This window comes from Lentzea sp. NPDC058436, assembly GCF_042721515.1.
Classification (GTDB): Bacteria; Actinomycetota; Actinomycetes; order Mycobacteriales; family Pseudonocardiaceae; genus Lentzea.
Map to the genome: position 1 here is coordinate 268,030 of NZ_JBHXLF010000001.1, position 15,253 is coordinate 283,282.

The 15,253-nt window shown below is 71.7% G+C and carries 14 protein-coding genes; 6 read left to right on the top strand and 8 right to left on the bottom strand.

What is annotated here, in order from left to right:
- Positions 1–7: 7 nt before the first annotated feature.
- Positions 8–2,035, bottom strand: a complete 2,028-nt coding sequence (locus ACFWN2_RS01190) for a molybdopterin cofactor-binding domain-containing protein (protein ID WP_382424075.1) — start codon at positions 2,033–2,035, stop codon at positions 8–10.
- Positions 2,032–2,502 carry a (2Fe-2S)-binding protein gene (locus tag ACFWN2_RS01195; protein ID WP_382424076.1) on the bottom strand — a complete coding sequence of 157 codons (471 nt, stop codon included), beginning with the start codon at positions 2,500–2,502 and terminating at the stop codon, positions 2,032–2,034. Before ACFWN2_RS01195 ends, ACFWN2_RS01190 begins: the two co-directional genes overlap by 4 nt.
- 65 nt (positions 2,503–2,567) lie before the next feature.
- On the opposite strand from ACFWN2_RS01195, the gene ACFWN2_RS01200 reads away from it, so the two are divergent.
- Positions 2,568–3,584, top strand: coding sequence for a hypothetical protein (locus ACFWN2_RS01200; protein ID WP_382424077.1), 1,017 nt, complete (start codon positions 2,568–2,570; stop codon positions 3,582–3,584).
- Here the strand turns inward: ACFWN2_RS01200 and ACFWN2_RS01205 are convergent.
- The 4 genes from ACFWN2_RS01205 to ACFWN2_RS01220 all read right to left on the bottom strand — a co-directional run bounded on the left by ACFWN2_RS01205 (position 3,561) and on the right by ACFWN2_RS01220 (position 6,198).
- Positions 3,561–4,364 (bottom strand): ANTAR domain-containing response regulator, encoded by an 804-nt coding sequence (locus ACFWN2_RS01205; protein WP_382424078.1) that lies wholly within the window; start codon positions 4,362–4,364, stop codon positions 3,561–3,563. The two genes, ACFWN2_RS01200 and ACFWN2_RS01205, sit on opposite strands and share 24 nt — an antisense overlap.
- A gap of 190 nt (positions 4,365–4,554) precedes the next feature.
- Positions 4,555–4,758, bottom strand: coding sequence for a hypothetical protein (locus ACFWN2_RS01210; RefSeq protein ID WP_382424079.1), 204 nt, complete (start codon positions 4,756–4,758; stop codon positions 4,555–4,557).
- A gap of 243 nt (positions 4,759–5,001) precedes the next feature.
- Entirely contained in the window at positions 5,002–5,343 is a 342-nt protein-coding gene (locus tag ACFWN2_RS01215) for an SDR family NAD(P)-dependent oxidoreductase (RefSeq protein ID WP_382424080.1), read from the bottom strand.
- Between the two features lie 24 nt (positions 5,344–5,367).
- On the bottom strand, positions 5,368–6,198 hold the full coding sequence (locus ACFWN2_RS01220) for an SDR family oxidoreductase (protein WP_382424081.1): 831 nt from the start codon (positions 6,196–6,198) through the stop codon (positions 5,368–5,370).
- Between the two features lie 106 nt (positions 6,199–6,304).
- Between ACFWN2_RS01220 and ACFWN2_RS01225 the strand changes: the two genes are divergently transcribed.
- Positions 6,305–6,868 (top strand): TetR family transcriptional regulator, encoded by a 564-nt coding sequence (locus ACFWN2_RS01225; protein ID WP_382424082.1) that lies wholly within the window; start codon positions 6,305–6,307, stop codon positions 6,866–6,868.
- On the opposite strand, the gene ACFWN2_RS01230 is transcribed toward ACFWN2_RS01225, so the two are convergent.
- Positions 6,865–8,328, bottom strand: coding sequence for an FAD-dependent oxidoreductase (locus ACFWN2_RS01230; protein ID WP_382424083.1), 1,464 nt, complete (start codon positions 8,326–8,328; stop codon positions 6,865–6,867). The genes ACFWN2_RS01225 and ACFWN2_RS01230 overlap by 4 nt on opposite strands.
- Positions 8,329–8,475: 147 nt before the next feature.
- Between ACFWN2_RS01230 and ACFWN2_RS01235 the strand changes: the two genes are divergently transcribed.
- Positions 8,476–9,618 carry a glutamate--cysteine ligase gene (locus tag ACFWN2_RS01235; RefSeq protein WP_382424084.1) on the top strand — a complete coding sequence of 381 codons (1,143 nt, stop codon included), beginning with the start codon at positions 8,476–8,478 and terminating at the stop codon, positions 9,616–9,618.
- 108 nt (positions 9,619–9,726) lie between these two features.
- Positions 9,727–10,938 (top strand): GAF domain-containing protein, encoded by a 1,212-nt coding sequence (locus ACFWN2_RS01240; RefSeq protein WP_382424085.1) that lies wholly within the window; start codon positions 9,727–9,729, stop codon positions 10,936–10,938.
- Here ACFWN2_RS01240 and ACFWN2_RS01245 read toward each other — a convergent pair.
- The gene (locus ACFWN2_RS01245) at positions 10,928–13,570 is read right to left on the bottom strand and encodes a SpoIIE family protein phosphatase (protein WP_382424086.1); all 2,643 of its coding nucleotides are present in this window, start codon (positions 13,568–13,570) and stop codon (positions 10,928–10,930) included. The genes ACFWN2_RS01240 and ACFWN2_RS01245 overlap by 11 nt on opposite strands.
- A gap of 442 nt (positions 13,571–14,012) precedes the next feature.
- Here ACFWN2_RS01245 and ACFWN2_RS01250 point away from each other — a divergent pair, with 442 nt between their 5' ends.
- Complete coding sequence (locus ACFWN2_RS01250) at positions 14,013–14,612, top strand: transglycosylase family protein (RefSeq protein WP_382424087.1); 600 nt, start codon at positions 14,013–14,015, stop codon at positions 14,610–14,612.
- Between the two features lie 209 nt (positions 14,613–14,821).
- Positions 14,822–15,112, top strand: a complete 291-nt coding sequence (locus ACFWN2_RS01255) for a DUF4342 domain-containing protein (RefSeq protein WP_382424088.1) — start codon at positions 14,822–14,824, stop codon at positions 15,110–15,112.
- Positions 15,113–15,253 lie beyond the last annotated feature (141 nt).

Below are 15,253 nucleotides of genomic sequence, written 5' to 3' on the forward strand. Positions count from 1 at the left end.
CACCCGGTCACCCCACGCCGGTACCGAACGGCATGCCGGTCACCGGCGTGTCGCCTCCGATCGCCGCCGCGATGGCCGCCGCCGCGGGCGGGTAGGCCAATTCGCCCAAACCACCCAACGGTGCTGTCGACGGCACGATCGTGACGTCGATGTCCGGGACCTGGCCGATCCTCGCCCACCGGTAGTCGCCGAACGTCGACTCCGCGACCTGTCCCTCCCGGACGGTGATCTGCGCGCCGAGCACCGTGGACAGCGCGTCGACCACGCAGCCCTCCACCTGGGCGCGGACTCCGGACGGGTGCAGCGCCACGCCCACGTCCACGGCCGCGTGCACGCGCAGCACCCGGCGCGACGAGGGCTCGGCGACGGCGATCACCGCGATCGCGGAGCCGTACTCCTCCAGGCAGGCCACGCCACGTGCGGTGCCGGGCGCCGGTGGCCTGGTCCACCGGGCGCGGTCGGCGACGGTGTCGAGCACCCGGTGCAGCCGGGAGCCCGCGGGCAGGAGCGACCGGCGCAGCGCTACCTGGTCGAGGCCGGCCCGTCGGCCGATCTCGCTGAGGAAGTTCTCCTCCGCGTAGACGAACTGCCCGGCGTAGACGGACCGCCAGAACCCGGTGCGCAGGGGAGCGGGCCGCACGGCGACCGTGACCTCGCCGGGCACGGCGTAGGGGAAGTGGTCGCCGCTCGCCTTGATCAGGGCGGGGTTGGAGAAGATCGGCAGGACCGTCAACGGCCAGGTGACGACCTCGTGCGCCCGCCGGACGGGCAGGCCGTCCGGACCGATCTCCGCGGACAGCCGGTGCACCGACATCGGCCGGTACGAGTCGTTGCGCATGTCGTCGACACGGGTCCACAGCACCTGGACGGGAGCACCGGCCCGCCGCGAGCAGGCCACCGCCTCCAGCACGGGGTCGGGTTCGATGCGCCGCCCGAACGCTCCGCCGGACGCCGTCGTCTCCACCCGCACGGACGTGGCGGGCACGCCGAGCTGGCGGGCCAGCTGGGTGCGCAGCGAACCGGGGTCCTGCGTCGGTGCCCAGACGGTCAGCCCGTCCGGACGGACGTGCGCCGTGGCGTTCATCGGTTCCATCGGCGCGTGGGCGAGCAACGGCATCTCGAACACCCTCTGCAGGCCATCAACAGGGCTCTGCGCGGGCAACGCCGCCTTGAGGTCCGCGAGCCACGCACGGCTGTCCGCGGTGGGTGTGCCGCCACGCCAGGTGATCCGCAGCGCGTCGCGGGCGCGCAACGCCTGGTGGGTCGACCTGGCGATCACCGCCACGCCGCCCTGCCCTTCGGCCGGTGCGGTGAGCGTCAGAACGTCGACGACTCCGGGCATCGCACGGGCGGCGGTGTCGTCGATCGTGTCCGGAACCGCGCCGAGCCACGGCGGCCGCGCCACGACCGCGACCAGGCCGCCGGGTGGCCGCGAGTCGATGCCGTACCGGGTCTGGCCGGTTGTGATCGCGCGGGCGTCCACGCGTCCGCCGCGCGTCCTGCCGAGCAGCCGCCACCTGTCCTGCGGCGTGAGCTCCACGGGCACGGTGGCGGGGTCGAGTGCGGCCGCGGCGTGCACCAGCGAACGGTAGGGAGCCCGCCCCCGGCGCGGGTGGTGCACAGCGCCGTCTCGGGCCGTGCACTCGGCGACGGGGACGCGCCAGCGTTGCGCGGCGGCGGTGACGAGCAGGCAACGCGCCGTCGCGGAGGCGGTGCGGATCGGCGTGAAGAGCTGCCGCACCGAGGTCGAGTTGGCCACGCCCTGCGGACCGAACCGCTCGGTGTCGCCCGGCGCCTGTTCCAGCGCGACGTCATCGGCCTCGACGGCCAGTTCTTCCGCGACCAGCAGAGCGACCACCGTGCGCACGCCCTGGCCCGTGTCCGGACGCGGGACGGTCGCGGTGATCCGGCCGGCGTCGTCCAGCCGCACGAAGACGTTCGGCACGAGCTCCCCGGCGGCGAGCGCGGGCACCGGCACCGCGACGACCAGCGCTCCGACTCCCGCGCCGCGCAACAACGTCCGCCTGCTGATCACCGTTCCTCCCTCATGATCCGGCTCGCGCGGCGCACGGCGGCGCGGATGCGGGGATAGGTGCCGCACCGGCACACGTTGTCGCGCAGGGCTTCCTCGATCGCCGCGTCGTCGGGGTCCGGGTCGCGGGCGAGCAGTGCCGCCGCGGCCATGACCTGGCCCGGCTGGCAGTAGCCGCACTGCGCCACGTCGAGCTCCCGCCACGCCCGCTGCACGGGGTGGTTCCCGTCGCGGGACAGACCCTCGACCGTCGTGATCCTGGTCTTCACGCTGTCGGCGGCGGTGCGCACGCACGGCCGCGCCGCCTGACCGTCCACATGGGACGTACAGGCGCCGCACAGGCCGACCCCGCACCCGTACTTGACCCCCGTGAGCCCCAGTTCGTCGCGCAACACCCACAGCAGGGGAGTGTCGCCGTCGACATCGACCTCGTGCCGTTCACCGTTGACGCGCAACAGATATCGGGCCACCGCGCTGCCTCCTGATTTGTTCAGTGCGCTGAACGTATCACGACGAACCGTGCATAATGCTCAGCATGCTGAACGAACTGAGGCGGTCCGGTCGCGGCGTGATCGTCTGGGGTGTGGTGGCGAGCGCGCTGCTCACGGGCCTGGTCTGGCTGCTGGGCCAGCGGCTGCACGGGGTAGCTCTGCTGCCCGACCAGGGCGCCTCCTGGTACTACTGGAAGCTGCCGGACCCGACCTTCTGGACCAGGGCGTCCGCCTGGGTGGGCTACGCGGCGCACCAGCTCGTGTCGTGGGGCCTGATCTACTACGCCCAGACGCGAATCAGGCGCTACACCACCGGTCTGCACCGGATCAACGTCATCGCGCTCGCCGCGAACGGCGGGTTCATCGCCCTGCACGCCCTGCAGACGCAGCTGTTCTACGACGGCCTCGCCCAGGACGTCTCGATCTTCAGCTCGCAGGGCTCCGTCGTCCTGCTGCTGGTCGTCGTCCTGCTGATGGAGAACCGCCGCCGCGGCCTGGTGCTCACCTGGTCCGCGCCGATCTCCGCGCAGGTCGTGGACTTCGCGCGCCGCTACCACGGCTACCTGTTCAGCTGGGCCGCGATCTACACGTTCTGGTACCACCCGATGGAGTCGTCGAGCGGCCACCTCATCGGGTTCTTCTACATGTTCCTGCTGCTCGTGCAGAGCAGCCTGATGTTCACCAGATCCCACACGAACCGCTGGTGGACCATGACCCTCGAACTGCTCGTGGCCGTGCACGGCACGCTCGTCGCCGTCATGAACTCCGGCCCGAACGGCATGTGGCCCATGTTCTTCTTCGGGTTCGTGGCGATCTTCGTGCTCACCCAGATGCACGGCGTCGGCCTCAGCACGACCACGCGGTGGTGGATCGGCGGCGCGTTCGTGGTGGCCGCCCTCGCCGTCTACTCCTGGCGCGGTCTGGGCAGGATCGACGAGGTGGTGCGGATCCCGTTGATCGAGTACCTGCTGGTGGGCGTGCTCGCCCTGCTGATCTGGGCGGGCGTCAGGCTGGCCGGGGTGATCACGGCCGGCCGGTCACCCCGAGGACCGGGTCGCTGAGGCGAGCAGCTTCGCCGCGACGTCGCGGAGCTTGGTGTTCGCGCGCTGCGACTGCTCCACGAGCATCCCGAACGCGTCTTCGGCGCTGCACGTGTGCACGGCCATCAGCACGCCCTTGGCCTGCTCGATCACGGCACGCGACTCCAGCGCCCGCTCCAGGTGCTCGACCTGGCGCTGCGAGCGCTTCCACCGCTGGGCGTTCGTGATCGTCGCGGACGCCGCCGTGGTGAACAGCCGCATGAGTCCTTCGTCGAACGGGTCGAACGCCGTCGCGGTGCGGCTGTAGATGTTGAGCGTCCCGATGTGCCGCGCCTCGGCGTCGTCCGAGGCCGGCAGCACGACCGGCACCGACAGGTAGGCGCGGACACCGGCGGCCTCCGCTGCGGCCTCGAACTCCGGCCACAGTTCGAGGTGCTCGCCGGTCACCGCCCGCACCGGGATGAGCTTGTGCGCCGACTCCAAACACGGACCGCGGCCCGAGTCGTACTGCGTCTGGTCGACCTCGACGAGCTCCTGGTCCGTCGCTGCTGCCGTGTAGGGCTGCTCCTCCGTGACGACGGACACGGTCACGGCGTCGGCGTCCGGCAGGGCCCTCGCCGCCGTGTCCGCGACCCGCTGCAACGCGTCCTCGATCGACTCCTCGCCGAGGAGAGCGTCGTGCAGGTCTGTCAACGCCTCAGTGGCCTCGTCCAACCGGGCCACCGCGTCCGGACGTTCGTCGCTCACGGGTCTCACGGATCCTGCCTGCACGTAGTCGGCCATGCCGCGGTGCCCCTTCATCAGCTCTGGAGTCCACGGCGCCGGCTGCTTGACGCACGTCCAGCAGATCCTACGACCACTCGCAACGCGCGCGCCAAAAACCGGCGCCGTCTGCGGGTTGCTGCAAGGTCTCAACTTCCCGCGGACGGCGCCGGCCGGACCACCCGAGGGAGGTCCTCCGTGCGAACACACGCGCGTGTTCGGCGTTTTGTCAGTACCCAGCCGTCGCGGAATTCACACCGGTGACGCGGATCTCTCCGTGAGCGGGTCCATTTCGGACGCTTCCTGGGAACCGGTACTCGATCTGGGAGCGGCCGGTGAACAGCCGCCAGCAGGTCTCGGCCAGGTCGTCCGGATCGAGGACGCGCAGGCCGGTGGTGCCGCCGGTGATCTCGGATAGCTGCTCGGGGGTCATGGCGTCGTAGGACTCGCTGCCCCTGATTCAACGCGGCCAGGGTGGCGACGCCCGCGTACACGCCAGCGTCGGCGACCTCGCCGTGCAGGGAGTGGACGTAGTTGCGGATCGCCGCCATCGCCGGTCCGATGCCGCTGATGAACGGCTGCGGCTCGGCGGCGGTGAAGCCGCCGGTCACGACGAACCCGCCGCTGCCGCGCTCGACCATCTCCGGGATGACGGCGGCGGCGATCTCCACCGGGGTCAGCAGGAACAGGCCGACGAGCGGGGCCAGGGTCGTGCTGTCGAGCCGGGTGGCGGGGATGAACGACGTGCCGCCCGGCAGGGCTGGTACGACACGAAGTCGACGCGCCCCCAGCGAGCCCGGATCGCCTCGACGACCGCGCGTCCGTTCGCGGGGTCGGACAGGTCGGCGGGGAACGCCGCGGCCTCGACGCCCTCGGCGGCCAGGTCCCGCACCAGCGCGTCCAGCCTCTCGGCCCGGCGGGCGACCAGGGCGACGCGGTAGCCCTCCCTGGCGAACCGGCGGGCGAGCGCGGTGCCGAGACCGCGGCCGGCGCCGAAGATGGCGATCACTTGTGACATAACAGGTTTCCTCGTTCTTCGGGATCAGAAGTCGACCGCGGCGGCGGTGTCCTTGGCGGCGTCGATCTCGCTGAGGCGAGCGGTGAGCGCGGCGTGAACGGACTCGTGGGAGTCGGAGCCGAGCACCAGGCGGCGCGGCGCGGGCTCGGTGGCGGCGGAGGCGATGATCGCGGCGGCGACCTTCACCGGATCACCCGGTGCGCCGGCCGTCACGCTGTCCGTCGAGGCCAGGAACCGGTGCAGCTGACCGACGACGGTGCCGGCGTACTCGGGCATGGGCTCGGCGATGCTCAGGTTGGCGCCGAACGTGGTCCGGACGACGCCGGGTTCGACCATCGTGATGCCGACGCCGAACGGGGCGACCTCGGGGATCACGGACTCCAGGAAGCCTTCGACGCCCCACTTCGTCGCGTGGTACGTGCTCGCGCCCGGTGTCGTGATGTGCGCGCCCATCGTCGAGGTCTGGACGAACCGGCCGCCGCCCTGCGCCCGGAAGTGGGGGAGCACCGCTCGCAGCAGCTGGATCGGCGCGGTCAGGTTGAGCGCGATCTGGTCGTCGATCACGGCGTCCGTCAGCTCCTCGGCTGCGCCGACCGAGCCGCGCCCGGCGTTGGAGAACACCACGTCGACGCGGCCGAGATCGCGGAACGCGCGGCCGACGACGGCACGCAGGGCGTTCATGTCGGTCACGTCGAGCCGTGCCGTCCACAGCTGGTCGCCGTACCGCTCGGCCAGGTCGGGCAGAGGACTGCGGGCGGTCGCCGCCACACGATGGCCGGAGGCGAGGAGCTGCTCGGTCACGAGCCTGCCGATCCCCGCGGAAGCGCCGGTCACGAACCAGGTCCTGGAGGTCATCCCGTACTCACCCTCAAATAATTCAACTAGTTGGTTGGATTCGGTGGAGACCGTAGAACCGCGCCTCGGTAGATGTCAACCATCTAGTTGGTTTAGAGTTGCGGGCATGAGCTACGACTCGGCGGCGACCCGTGCCCGGCTGCTGGACGCGGCCTACGCGGAGTTCGTCAAGGTCGGCCTGGCGGGAGGACGGGTGGACCGCATCGCGGCCGCCGCGCAGGCCAACAAGCAGGCGATCTACGCCTACTTCGGCTCCAAGGAGGCGTTGTTCGACGCCGTCATGGCCGACCGGCTGCGCGTCCTCGCCGACGAGGCGCCCCTGACCGCCGACGACCTGCCCGGCTACGCGGGGGCGCTGTTCGACGCCCTGGTCGCGGACCCCGGACTCCAACGGCTAAGCCAGTGGCGCATGCTCGAGTTCGACGAGCCCTCGGAGGGCGAGATCGAGGCGCACGTCTCGAAGGCCACCGAGATCGCCGGCCGCACCGGCGTCTCCCTGACCACGGCGACGGACGCCATGATGATCGCGCTGGCGGCGGCGCTCGCCTGGAACACCACGGCCGTCAGGATCCGCAACCCGCTCGGCGAGGACCCGGCGCGACGGCAGGCGGAGCACCGCGAGGCCGTCGTGACGGCCGTGGCCGCGATGACCGGCGCCCTGCTTCGTTAGGGCGTGTCCCGGAGGTCCCTGCCACCGGACGAACTTCCCTGGACCGGGTCACCGAACCAGCGGGTGAGGTGGTCGTCCAGGTCCCGCTGGTTCTCGCCGATCCACGCGACGTGCCCGTCGGGACGCAGCAGCAGCGCCGCGACGTCCACCCCCGCGGTCGGGTCGGCGACGAGGTCGACCCGGTCGGCCCACCTGTCGGCGGTCAGGCTCTCGGTGCGGTCGAGCACCAGGCCGCGCCCCTGGCGGAGCCGGTCGTAGAGCCGTCCCTGCTTGAGATCCAGATCGGGCAGGCGGCGGCCGAGCAGGTCCGGGCCCTCGCCGAAGTCGTAGCGGACACCGGTCGCGGTGATCTTCTCGATCAGGTGCCGGTTCACCTCGTCGAAGTCCATGAGCTCGGTGAGGAGCCTGCGGACGGCCCGCGGGCCCGCTTCGGGGGAGGCCAGGAGCACCTGGGCGCGGGTGTTGTTCAGGACGTCCTCGGCGACCGGGCGGCGTTCGGTCTCATAGGTGTCGAGCAACCCCTCCGGCGCGTGGCCGTGGATCTGCGCGGCGAGCTTCCAGCCGAGGTTGACCGCGTCCTGCACGCCGAGGTTCAGGCCCTGGCCACCGGCGGGCGGGTGGATGTGCGCGGCGTCGCCGGCCAGCAGCACCCGTCCGGCTCGGTAGCGCTCGGCCAGCCGGGTGGCGTCGCCGAAGCGGGACAGCCAGCGCGGGGAGTGCGCGCCGAAGTCGGTGCCGGCGACGGCGCGCAACGCCTGCCTGAAGTCGTCGAGCGTGGGTGGTGTCGCGCGGTCCTCGCTGACGCCCGCTGCCGGGACGACGACGCGGTAGACACCTTCGCCGAACGGGCCGAAGCTGAACACCCTGGGCGTCCGCTGGACCTCGGCCACCCTGGCGGCGATCTCCTCCGGCGGCGCGGTGGCCGCCAGTTCGCCCATCAACGTGTCGTTCCGCGAGGGCTCGCCGGGGAATCCGACGCCGAGCAGCTTGCGCACGGTGCTGCGCGCGCCGTCACACCCGACGACGTACCTTGCCCGCAGTCGTTCTCCGTCCTCCAGAACGACGGTGACGCCTTCGTCGTCCTGGTCGAGACCGGTCACGGCGGCTCCGTGGCGCACCTGCGCGCCCAGTTCGAGCGCGTGGTCCTCCAGCAGGCGGTTGGCGAGCGGCTGCGGGATGCCCAGCAGCACAGCGGACTCCAGGCCCGGCGGTGCCGGTTTCGGGATGGCCGCGAACACGCCGCCGACCGGCCGTTGCCGCCCGCGTTCGAGGAAGCGGTCCAGCAGTCCGCGCATCGCCATGATCTCAAGACTGCGCACGTGCAGGCTCACCAGGCGGGCGAACGACGGGACGGGCTCGGTCTCCTTCTCCAGCACGAGCACCCGCACGTCGTGCAGCCGGAGCTCGGCCGCCAGCATCGCGCCGGCCGGCCCGCACCCGGCGATGATCACGTCGAACAACGAACCACCTGTCTGAGTCCCGATGTCGGCGGCCCAGTGTGGGCAGCGTCGCGGTGGGCCGCAAGCGATATAAGTCGAGGGCGGGCGGTGTTTCCGTTTCACCCGATCGGGTATTCGGCGGTTCCCCTAGGAGCTGGACGGTGAGACGTGGCGAGAACGCCATCGAAGGACGACTGGAGTCCGACGGTCGGTGTCGAGGAGGAGTTCCTCCTCGTGGATCCGCAGACCGGCGCTCCGGTGAACCTGGCGGACGAAGTCGTTGTCATCGCACGGGAACAGCTCGGGCTCGACCTGGAGCACGAGCTGACCGGAGCGCAGGTGGAGATCAACACGACCGTCTGCCGCGACGTCGCCCAGGCCCGCCGTGAACTGCTGGAGCTGCGCCGCCTGGTCGCCCAGGCCGCGCGGACGGCCGGATGCCGTGCCATCGCCGTCGGGGCGCCCCCGCTCGGAGAGGCGACCGGTGAGGTGACGGACAGCCTCCGCTACCGGCGGATCGCGCGGGAGTTCGGTGCCCTGGCGGAACAACAGCTGATCTGCGGGTGCCACGTCCACGTCGAGGTGCCCGACCGCGAGACCGCCGTCCAGGTCTGCAACCACGTGCGGCCGTGGCTGCCCGTGCTCGCCGCGGTGACGGCCAACTCGCCGTTCGCGGGCGGCCAGGACACAGGCTTCGCGAGCTGGCGTTCGACGGTGTGGTCGCGGTGGCCCGTCTCGGGGCCTCCGCCGGTCTTCGAGTCGTGGGAGCACTACGAGGAGCTCTGCGACACCATGATCAAGGCGGGCACCGCGCTGGACAGGGCGATGGTCTACTGGGACGTGCGCCCCGCGACCGACCTGCCGACCGTGGAGGTGCGGGTCTCCGACGTCGCGGCGACCGTGGACGAGGCCGTCCTGCTGGCCGCGCTCGTCCGAGCCCTTGTGGCACAGGCGGTCGTGGACGTCGGACGCGGCGTGGAGGCCGAACCCGTTCCGCAGGAGACGCTGCGGCAGGCCTGCTGGAGCGCGGCCAACGAGGGCCTGCGCGGAAGCGTCCTGGACGTGCTGTCCGGCGAACCGCGGCCGGTGCGCGAGCAGCTCGGCGACCTGACGCGCCGGCTGACCCCGGTGTTCGAGGCGAACGGTGATCTGCCTGCGGTGCAACGAGGTCTGCGGCTGCTCGACGGTGAGGGCGGTGGCGCAGACCGGCAGCGCCGCGCGTTCCGGGACGGCAGGGTGGAGTCCCTGCTGGGCCTGCTCGACGTCGACAACGCCGACCGCGCCGATCCACAGGAGACCACTGCCTGCTGAGGCCCCGCTTCCCGTTGCGTACCATGTTTTGTACTCGCCGGGGAGCGAGAACCGGAACAGCGTCCGAGGCCAAACAGCGCGCCTGCGACGCATGGCAAGAAGGTGGCCATGAGCGCGTTTGGCGTACACGAGCACTCTGCGGACGAGGACCTGAGGACGCTGTTCGGGCAGTCCTCCGCTGTTTTCGCGACCTTCACGGGACCGGAGCACGTGGTGGAGTCGGCCAGCCCGGCCTTCCTGGTCGCGTTCGGTGAAGATCGCGAACCGGACTTCACGGCCCTGCTCGACGAGACCTACCGCAGCGGTGAGTCCCGTACCCGCCGGGACGTGCGGGTCGTGCTGGGTGCCGGCCCGCACGAGGCGTTCTTCGACCTCACCTGCGAACCGCGTCGTGACGCCACGGGCGAACTCCTCGGCGTTCAGGTCATCGGCGTGGAGACCACCCAGGTCAGGCACGCCCAGAGGCTGACGGCCGAGCACCGCGCGCTCCTGGAGCAGATCGCCAGGCAGGCGCCGCTGTCCGAGGTCCTCGACGGGATGGCCCGCTGCATCGAGGAACTGGCGCCGGAGGAACTGCTGGTGTCCGTGCTGCTCGCCGACCCCGACGGGCGGCACCTGCGGCACGGCGCCGCGCCCAGCCTGCCCGCGTTCTACAACGAGGCCATCGACGGGATCGCCACCGGCGAAGGCGTCGGCTCCTGCGGAACGGCCGCCCACCGCCGCGAACAGGTGATCGTCACCGACATCGCCGCGGACCCGTTCTGGGACGACTTCCGCGACCTGGCACAGCAGGCGGGACTCGGCGCCTGCTGGTCCACCCCGATCCTGGCCCGCGACGGCGGCCTGCTGGGCACGTTCGCGATGTACCACCGGACCGCCCGCGTGCCGCAGGACACCGACCTCGCCCTGATCCGGCTCTTCGCGGGCACCGCGGCGCTCGCGATCGAGCGTCACCACCTGGACGTGGCGCGCCAAGCCGCCGAGGAGCAGGCGGAAGCGGCGAGGGAAGCGCTTGCTGAAGCCGTTCGGGCGGAACGGGAACTGCGCGCGGACGCCGAGCGGCGCGCGGACGCCACCGCGGAACTCGCAGGGCAGATGCGCACCGCCGCGGCCGAGCAGTCCGGTTCGCCGCACCCCGAGCGGTGTCAGCTCGGTGGCAGCACCGGGTGCGCCTCGCCGGCCGAGATCAAGGTCGCCGACTCGTGGGGAGACTCGGCGTGGGGCTGTGCCGTCCACGTCGAGGAGGTGCTGATCCACGTGCGGTCGGTCTTCATCGCGAGCGAGGAGCTCGGCGGGCTGGGCGCCTACGTCAACCGGTAGGGCCCGGGACGAAGTCGGAGCCCTGGGGCTTCGTCGTGTGCGCGAGCCCGGACAGGTCGAGCACGCGCGCCGGAGCACCGGTCGCGACCAGTGACAGCACCCGGCCGTGGTCCTTGGCGGCCACCATCGCCTGCAACAGCAACGCGATGCCGGAGCTGCTGAGGTAGCCGACGCCGGTCAGGTCGACCTCGATCGGCTGGTCGTCGCGTGCGCCGACGCGTTCCAGCAGTGGCAGCCGCAGACCGTCCACGGTGGAGATGTCGAGGTCGCCGTTGAGCAGGACCACCTGCGCGTGCTCGTGGTCCTCATCGGACAGTCCACTCGCGACGGACGGGGTGCGCGGCGCGGCGGGTTCGGTGCGGGCGTCCGGCACGGCGGGGACGTGGAACCGGATGGTCGTGCCGTCCTCGCCCGCCAGGATGTCGCTCTCGTCGGTGACGGCGCGGATCATGCTCAGCCCCCTGCCGCGGTGGCCCTTGTCCTCCGGGGGCGGCCGCCACCGGCCCTGGTCCGTCACGGTCACCCGGACGCCGACGCCGGTGCTTTCGAGCTTCGCGTCGAAGTCGCCCGTGCCGTCCGGATAGGCGTGGTCCACCACGTTCGACGCGGCTTCGCCGAGTGCCAGCTCCAGGTCGTACGCGGCGTCCTCGGACAGTCCGGCCAGACGGGCCCAGTCCGTGGCGGCGCGGCGCAACGGGGAGAGCTGGTCGGAGGTGGCGGGCAGGTGCAGCAGCAGCGGGGGAGGCAGGTGCCGGGCCACGACGAGGGCCACGTCGTCGGACTGGCCGTCCGCGAGCATCGTGTCGATGACGCGCCGGGTGAGGGAGGCGGGGTCGAAGTCGAACGCCCCGTCGGCGGCGGCGGTGAGCCTGCTCAGTCCGTCGTCGAGCACCTCGTCACGGCGTTCGACCAGGCCGTCGGTGTAGAGCACGACCGAGGCGCCGGGCGGGAACGCCGTCGCGTGCTGGCTCGGCAGGGCCGGTCCACCGGCTCCCAGCACGGGTCCGTTGTCCGCCGTCAGCAGGCGGGCTCCCGACTCGTCGACCACCACGGGAGGTGGGTGGCCGGCGGATGCCCAGCACAGTTCGCCGTTGGTCCAGTCGAAGACCATGCAGGCGCAGGTGCTCCCGGCCGCGCCGTCCACGCGTGCCGCGAACGCGTCGAGCCGTCGCAACGACTCCGCGGGCGAGTGACCGTCGAGCAGGTAGCTCGTGAGCGCGCTGCGCAGCTGACCCATGATCGCGGCCGCGGTGGGGCCCTTGCCGACGACGTCGCCGACGGTGAGGGCCACGCGGGTCGTGCCGATCAGCACGACCTCGTACCAGTCGCCGCCGATCTGGGAGTGCCGCGCGGCCGGCAGGTAGCGGGCCGCGGTGGCGAGCCGCGGCAGGGCAGGGAGTTCGCGGGGGAGCAGGCTCTCCTGCAACGCGGCCGCGATCTCGTGCTCCCGTTGCAGACGCAGCTCTCGTTCGGCGTCGACGCGCTGCCGTTCGGTGACGTCCCTGCCGATCGCCTGGAGTCCCCTCGGGGTGGACTGGACGCTGAGCTCAAGCGCCACGTCCGTGCCGTCGGCGTGGCGCATCGTCACGACCTGGGAGGCCGAGAGGTCCTCCGGCAGGCCGCCGACGAGCAGATCGGCGATCGGGGTGCCGATCAGCTCGTCGGACCGGTAGCCGAGCAGGTGGCCCGTCGCCGGGTTCGCGGCCACGAACCGCAGGTCGTGGTCCAGCAACCAGATCGCGTCCGTCGCCCGGTCGACGAGCAGGCGCAGGCGTTCCTCGCTGTCGCGCAGCGCCCTGTCGGCGTGCGCCCGTTGCATCGACTCCCAGCAGCGGTTCACCACGACCGACACCAGGTCGACCTCGTCGCGGGTCCACTGCCGGGCGGTCGCCTGGTGCACCGCCATGGCGGCGACGAACCGGTCGGCGCGGAACAGCGGCAGGCAGATCACCGCGCGGATGCCGGTCACCCGGTACGCGGCGTGGTCCTCGGCGTCGAGCCGCTCGTCGTTCAGGGCGTCGTCCACGACCCACGGCTCGCCCGCGCGCATGGCCGTCAGCGCGCCGTTGCCGAACTCCCGCATCGCGAACCGGCCGGGCAGCGGAGGCAGGCCGGTGGCGTGGTCGCCGGTCATGACGAAGTGGTTCTCGTCGGCCTCCGTGCGGGCGTACGCGCACCGGTCGGCGCCGATGTGCTCGCCGAGCAGCCGGGTCGCCAGTGCCATCAGGTCTTCCGCGTCGTCGAGCCGCTGCGACTCGCGGTCGAGCACGTCGAGGAACCGCTGCCGTTCGTCGGCCGCGTGCCGTGCCGTCACGTCGATCAGCACACCGCTGCGCAACGAGCCGTGCACCCGTGCCCGTTCCATCAGCCAGACGAGGGCGCCTGCGGCCGTGCGGACCCGGTAGACCGACTCGTAGTCGGCGTCCGAGTTCCAGCGCAGCCGCTCGCTCTCCTCGCGGTCGTCGGGGTGCGTGACGCCCGTCCAGAACCCGGAGTCGAGCCAGAGCTGTCGCGGGTGACCGAGCACGCGCTCGACGGAGCCCGACATGAACTTGACGGCACGGCTGTCCGCGTCGCCGCGCCAGACGACCAGCGGCAGGTCGTCGACGAGTCCGGGCTCCGGTTCGGTCATCGTGCACTGCCTCCAGAGCGGTTCCCGGAGTGGTCGGTCATGCCGCGGTTCTCCCCACGTTCGGCTGGAGGCCACGGCGCCGGCTGCTTGACGCACGTCAACCGCATCGTACGGCCGTTCTGGCTATACCCAGGAGCCGCACGTCTCAAGCCCTTCTCCGGTGGACGTTCCGCCGGCACGTGGCGCGTTCATATCCCGCGAACCCGCCCGCCGAAACGCCCGGCCGGTGATCATCACCCATCGAGTGATCTTGTCCGCTTCCGGTCGTGCGGATCCGCGGCGGCGTCCTTACGGTCCAGCCTGCGGTCGTCAGGCCGCTGCACCACCAGGGCTCGCCGCCCGCTCACCTGTCCAGCGGCGCGCCCTGTCCACGTCACGGACGAAACCCCCCGCCGGACAGGCGCCGCTGCAGGCGAGAGCGAGGCGGGGTGCGAAAAGGGACATGCGTCATCTCCGTGGCAACTTCACCGGTCGTGCCGTCCTGCTCGCCGTCTCCGCGACGGCGTTCGCGACGGCCTTCGTCACCGCGACCGGCACGGCTTCGGCCTCGGCACCGGTCGACTGGGACCGGATCGCGCAGTGCGAGAGCGGCAACAACTGGTCCACCAACACCGGCAACGGCTACTACGGCGGACTCCAGTTCAGCCAGTCGACCTGGCAGGCCAACGGCGGCGCGGGCCGCGCCGACCAGGCCTCCCGCGAGGAGCAGATCCGCGTCGCCGAGAGCGTGCTGCGCACCCAGGGAATCGGAGCATGGGGAACGTGCGGGCGGCGGGGAGCCGCTGCCACGCCGCAGCCGGTCCGCCAGGGACGGCCGACAACCGGTCGTGCCGTGCAGCGCGCCGTTCCCGCAGCGCCGATGGCCGCGCCGTCCACGAGCAACCCGGACGGCGACTACACGGTGAAGGACGGGGACACGCTCAGCCGCATCGCCTCGGAGCAGCGGGTGGAGGGCGGGTGGCAGGCGCTGGTGGAGAAGAACGCCCGGTTCCTGACGAACCCGGACCTGATCAGGCCAGGGGACAAGATCGCCACGAAGTGACGATGGTGCTTTGAGACTTCGGCGCGGGACCCTCGTGGGCCCGCGCCGAAGTGCGTGCGGGGCCTGTGGTTTGCGCGCCCGACGACTCACGGCCGCGATGCGACCTGAGGGGTAATTCAGGTGGAGGTCAGGGGTAAACCCTGATGGCAGGACGCCGGGACACGGGCAGTCTTGAGTTGTCCGGGGAGATCCGCAGTTCGAGGAGAGCAATGACTGAATCCAGGTCCGAGACCGCCCGCACCGCCGTCGACTCGGTGGTCGACGCCGTTCGCGGGCTGGTCAGCGAGGGCATCAACCGTCGTGTGGTCGTGCGCGACAGCAAGGACGACGTGGTGCTGGAGGTGCCGGTCGCGATCGGTCTGGTCGCGGCGCTGGCCGCGCCGGTGGCCACGACGATCGGTGCCGGTGTCGCGCTCGTCGGCAAGTGCGGGATCACGCTCGAAGACCGTCAGCGGCCTGGCAGCGAGCCGGCCACGACGGTCGACGCCGAGCAGGTGTAGCCCGGCGGGGGAGCGCGCAGGGGGTCGGCAGGGGCCGGCAGGGGTAGTAGGGGTGAAGGCAGCGGCGGTCCGGTGTGTCCGGGCCGCCGCTGTTGTGTGCGGGCTAACAGGCCGGCGTGTGTGGGCGACGGGACTGCCGTG

Coding starts and splice junctions, on each gene's coding strand:
- ACFWN2_RS01200 (WP_382424077.1), top strand. CDS start 2,568: ATGCTGAACGAACTGAGGCGGTCCGGTCGCGGCGTGATCGTCTGGGGT.
- ACFWN2_RS01210 (WP_382424079.1), bottom strand. CDS start 4,758: ATGACCCCCGAGCAGCTATCCGAGATCACCGGCGGCACCACCGGCCTG.
- ACFWN2_RS01245 (WP_382424086.1), bottom strand. CDS start 13,570: ATGACCGAACCGGAGCCCGGACTCGTCGACGACCTGCCGCTGGTCGTC.
- ACFWN2_RS01250 (WP_382424087.1), top strand. CDS start 14,013: ATGCGTCATCTCCGTGGCAACTTCACCGGTCGTGCCGTCCTGCTCGCC.
- ACFWN2_RS01205 (WP_382424078.1), bottom strand. CDS start 4,364: ATGAAGGGGCACCGCGGCATGGCCGACTACGTGCAGGCAGGATCCGTG.
- ACFWN2_RS01220 (WP_382424081.1), bottom strand. CDS start 6,198: ATGACCTCCAGGACCTGGTTCGTGACCGGCGCTTCCGCGGGGATCGGC.
- ACFWN2_RS01255 (WP_382424088.1), top strand. CDS start 14,822: ATGACTGAATCCAGGTCCGAGACCGCCCGCACCGCCGTCGACTCGGTG.
- ACFWN2_RS01215 (WP_382424080.1), bottom strand. CDS start 5,343: ATGTCACAAGTGATCGCCATCTTCGGCGCCGGCCGCGGTCTCGGCACC.
- ACFWN2_RS01225 (WP_382424082.1), top strand. CDS start 6,305: ATGAGCTACGACTCGGCGGCGACCCGTGCCCGGCTGCTGGACGCGGCC.
- ACFWN2_RS01240 (WP_382424085.1), top strand. CDS start 9,727: ATGAGCGCGTTTGGCGTACACGAGCACTCTGCGGACGAGGACCTGAGG.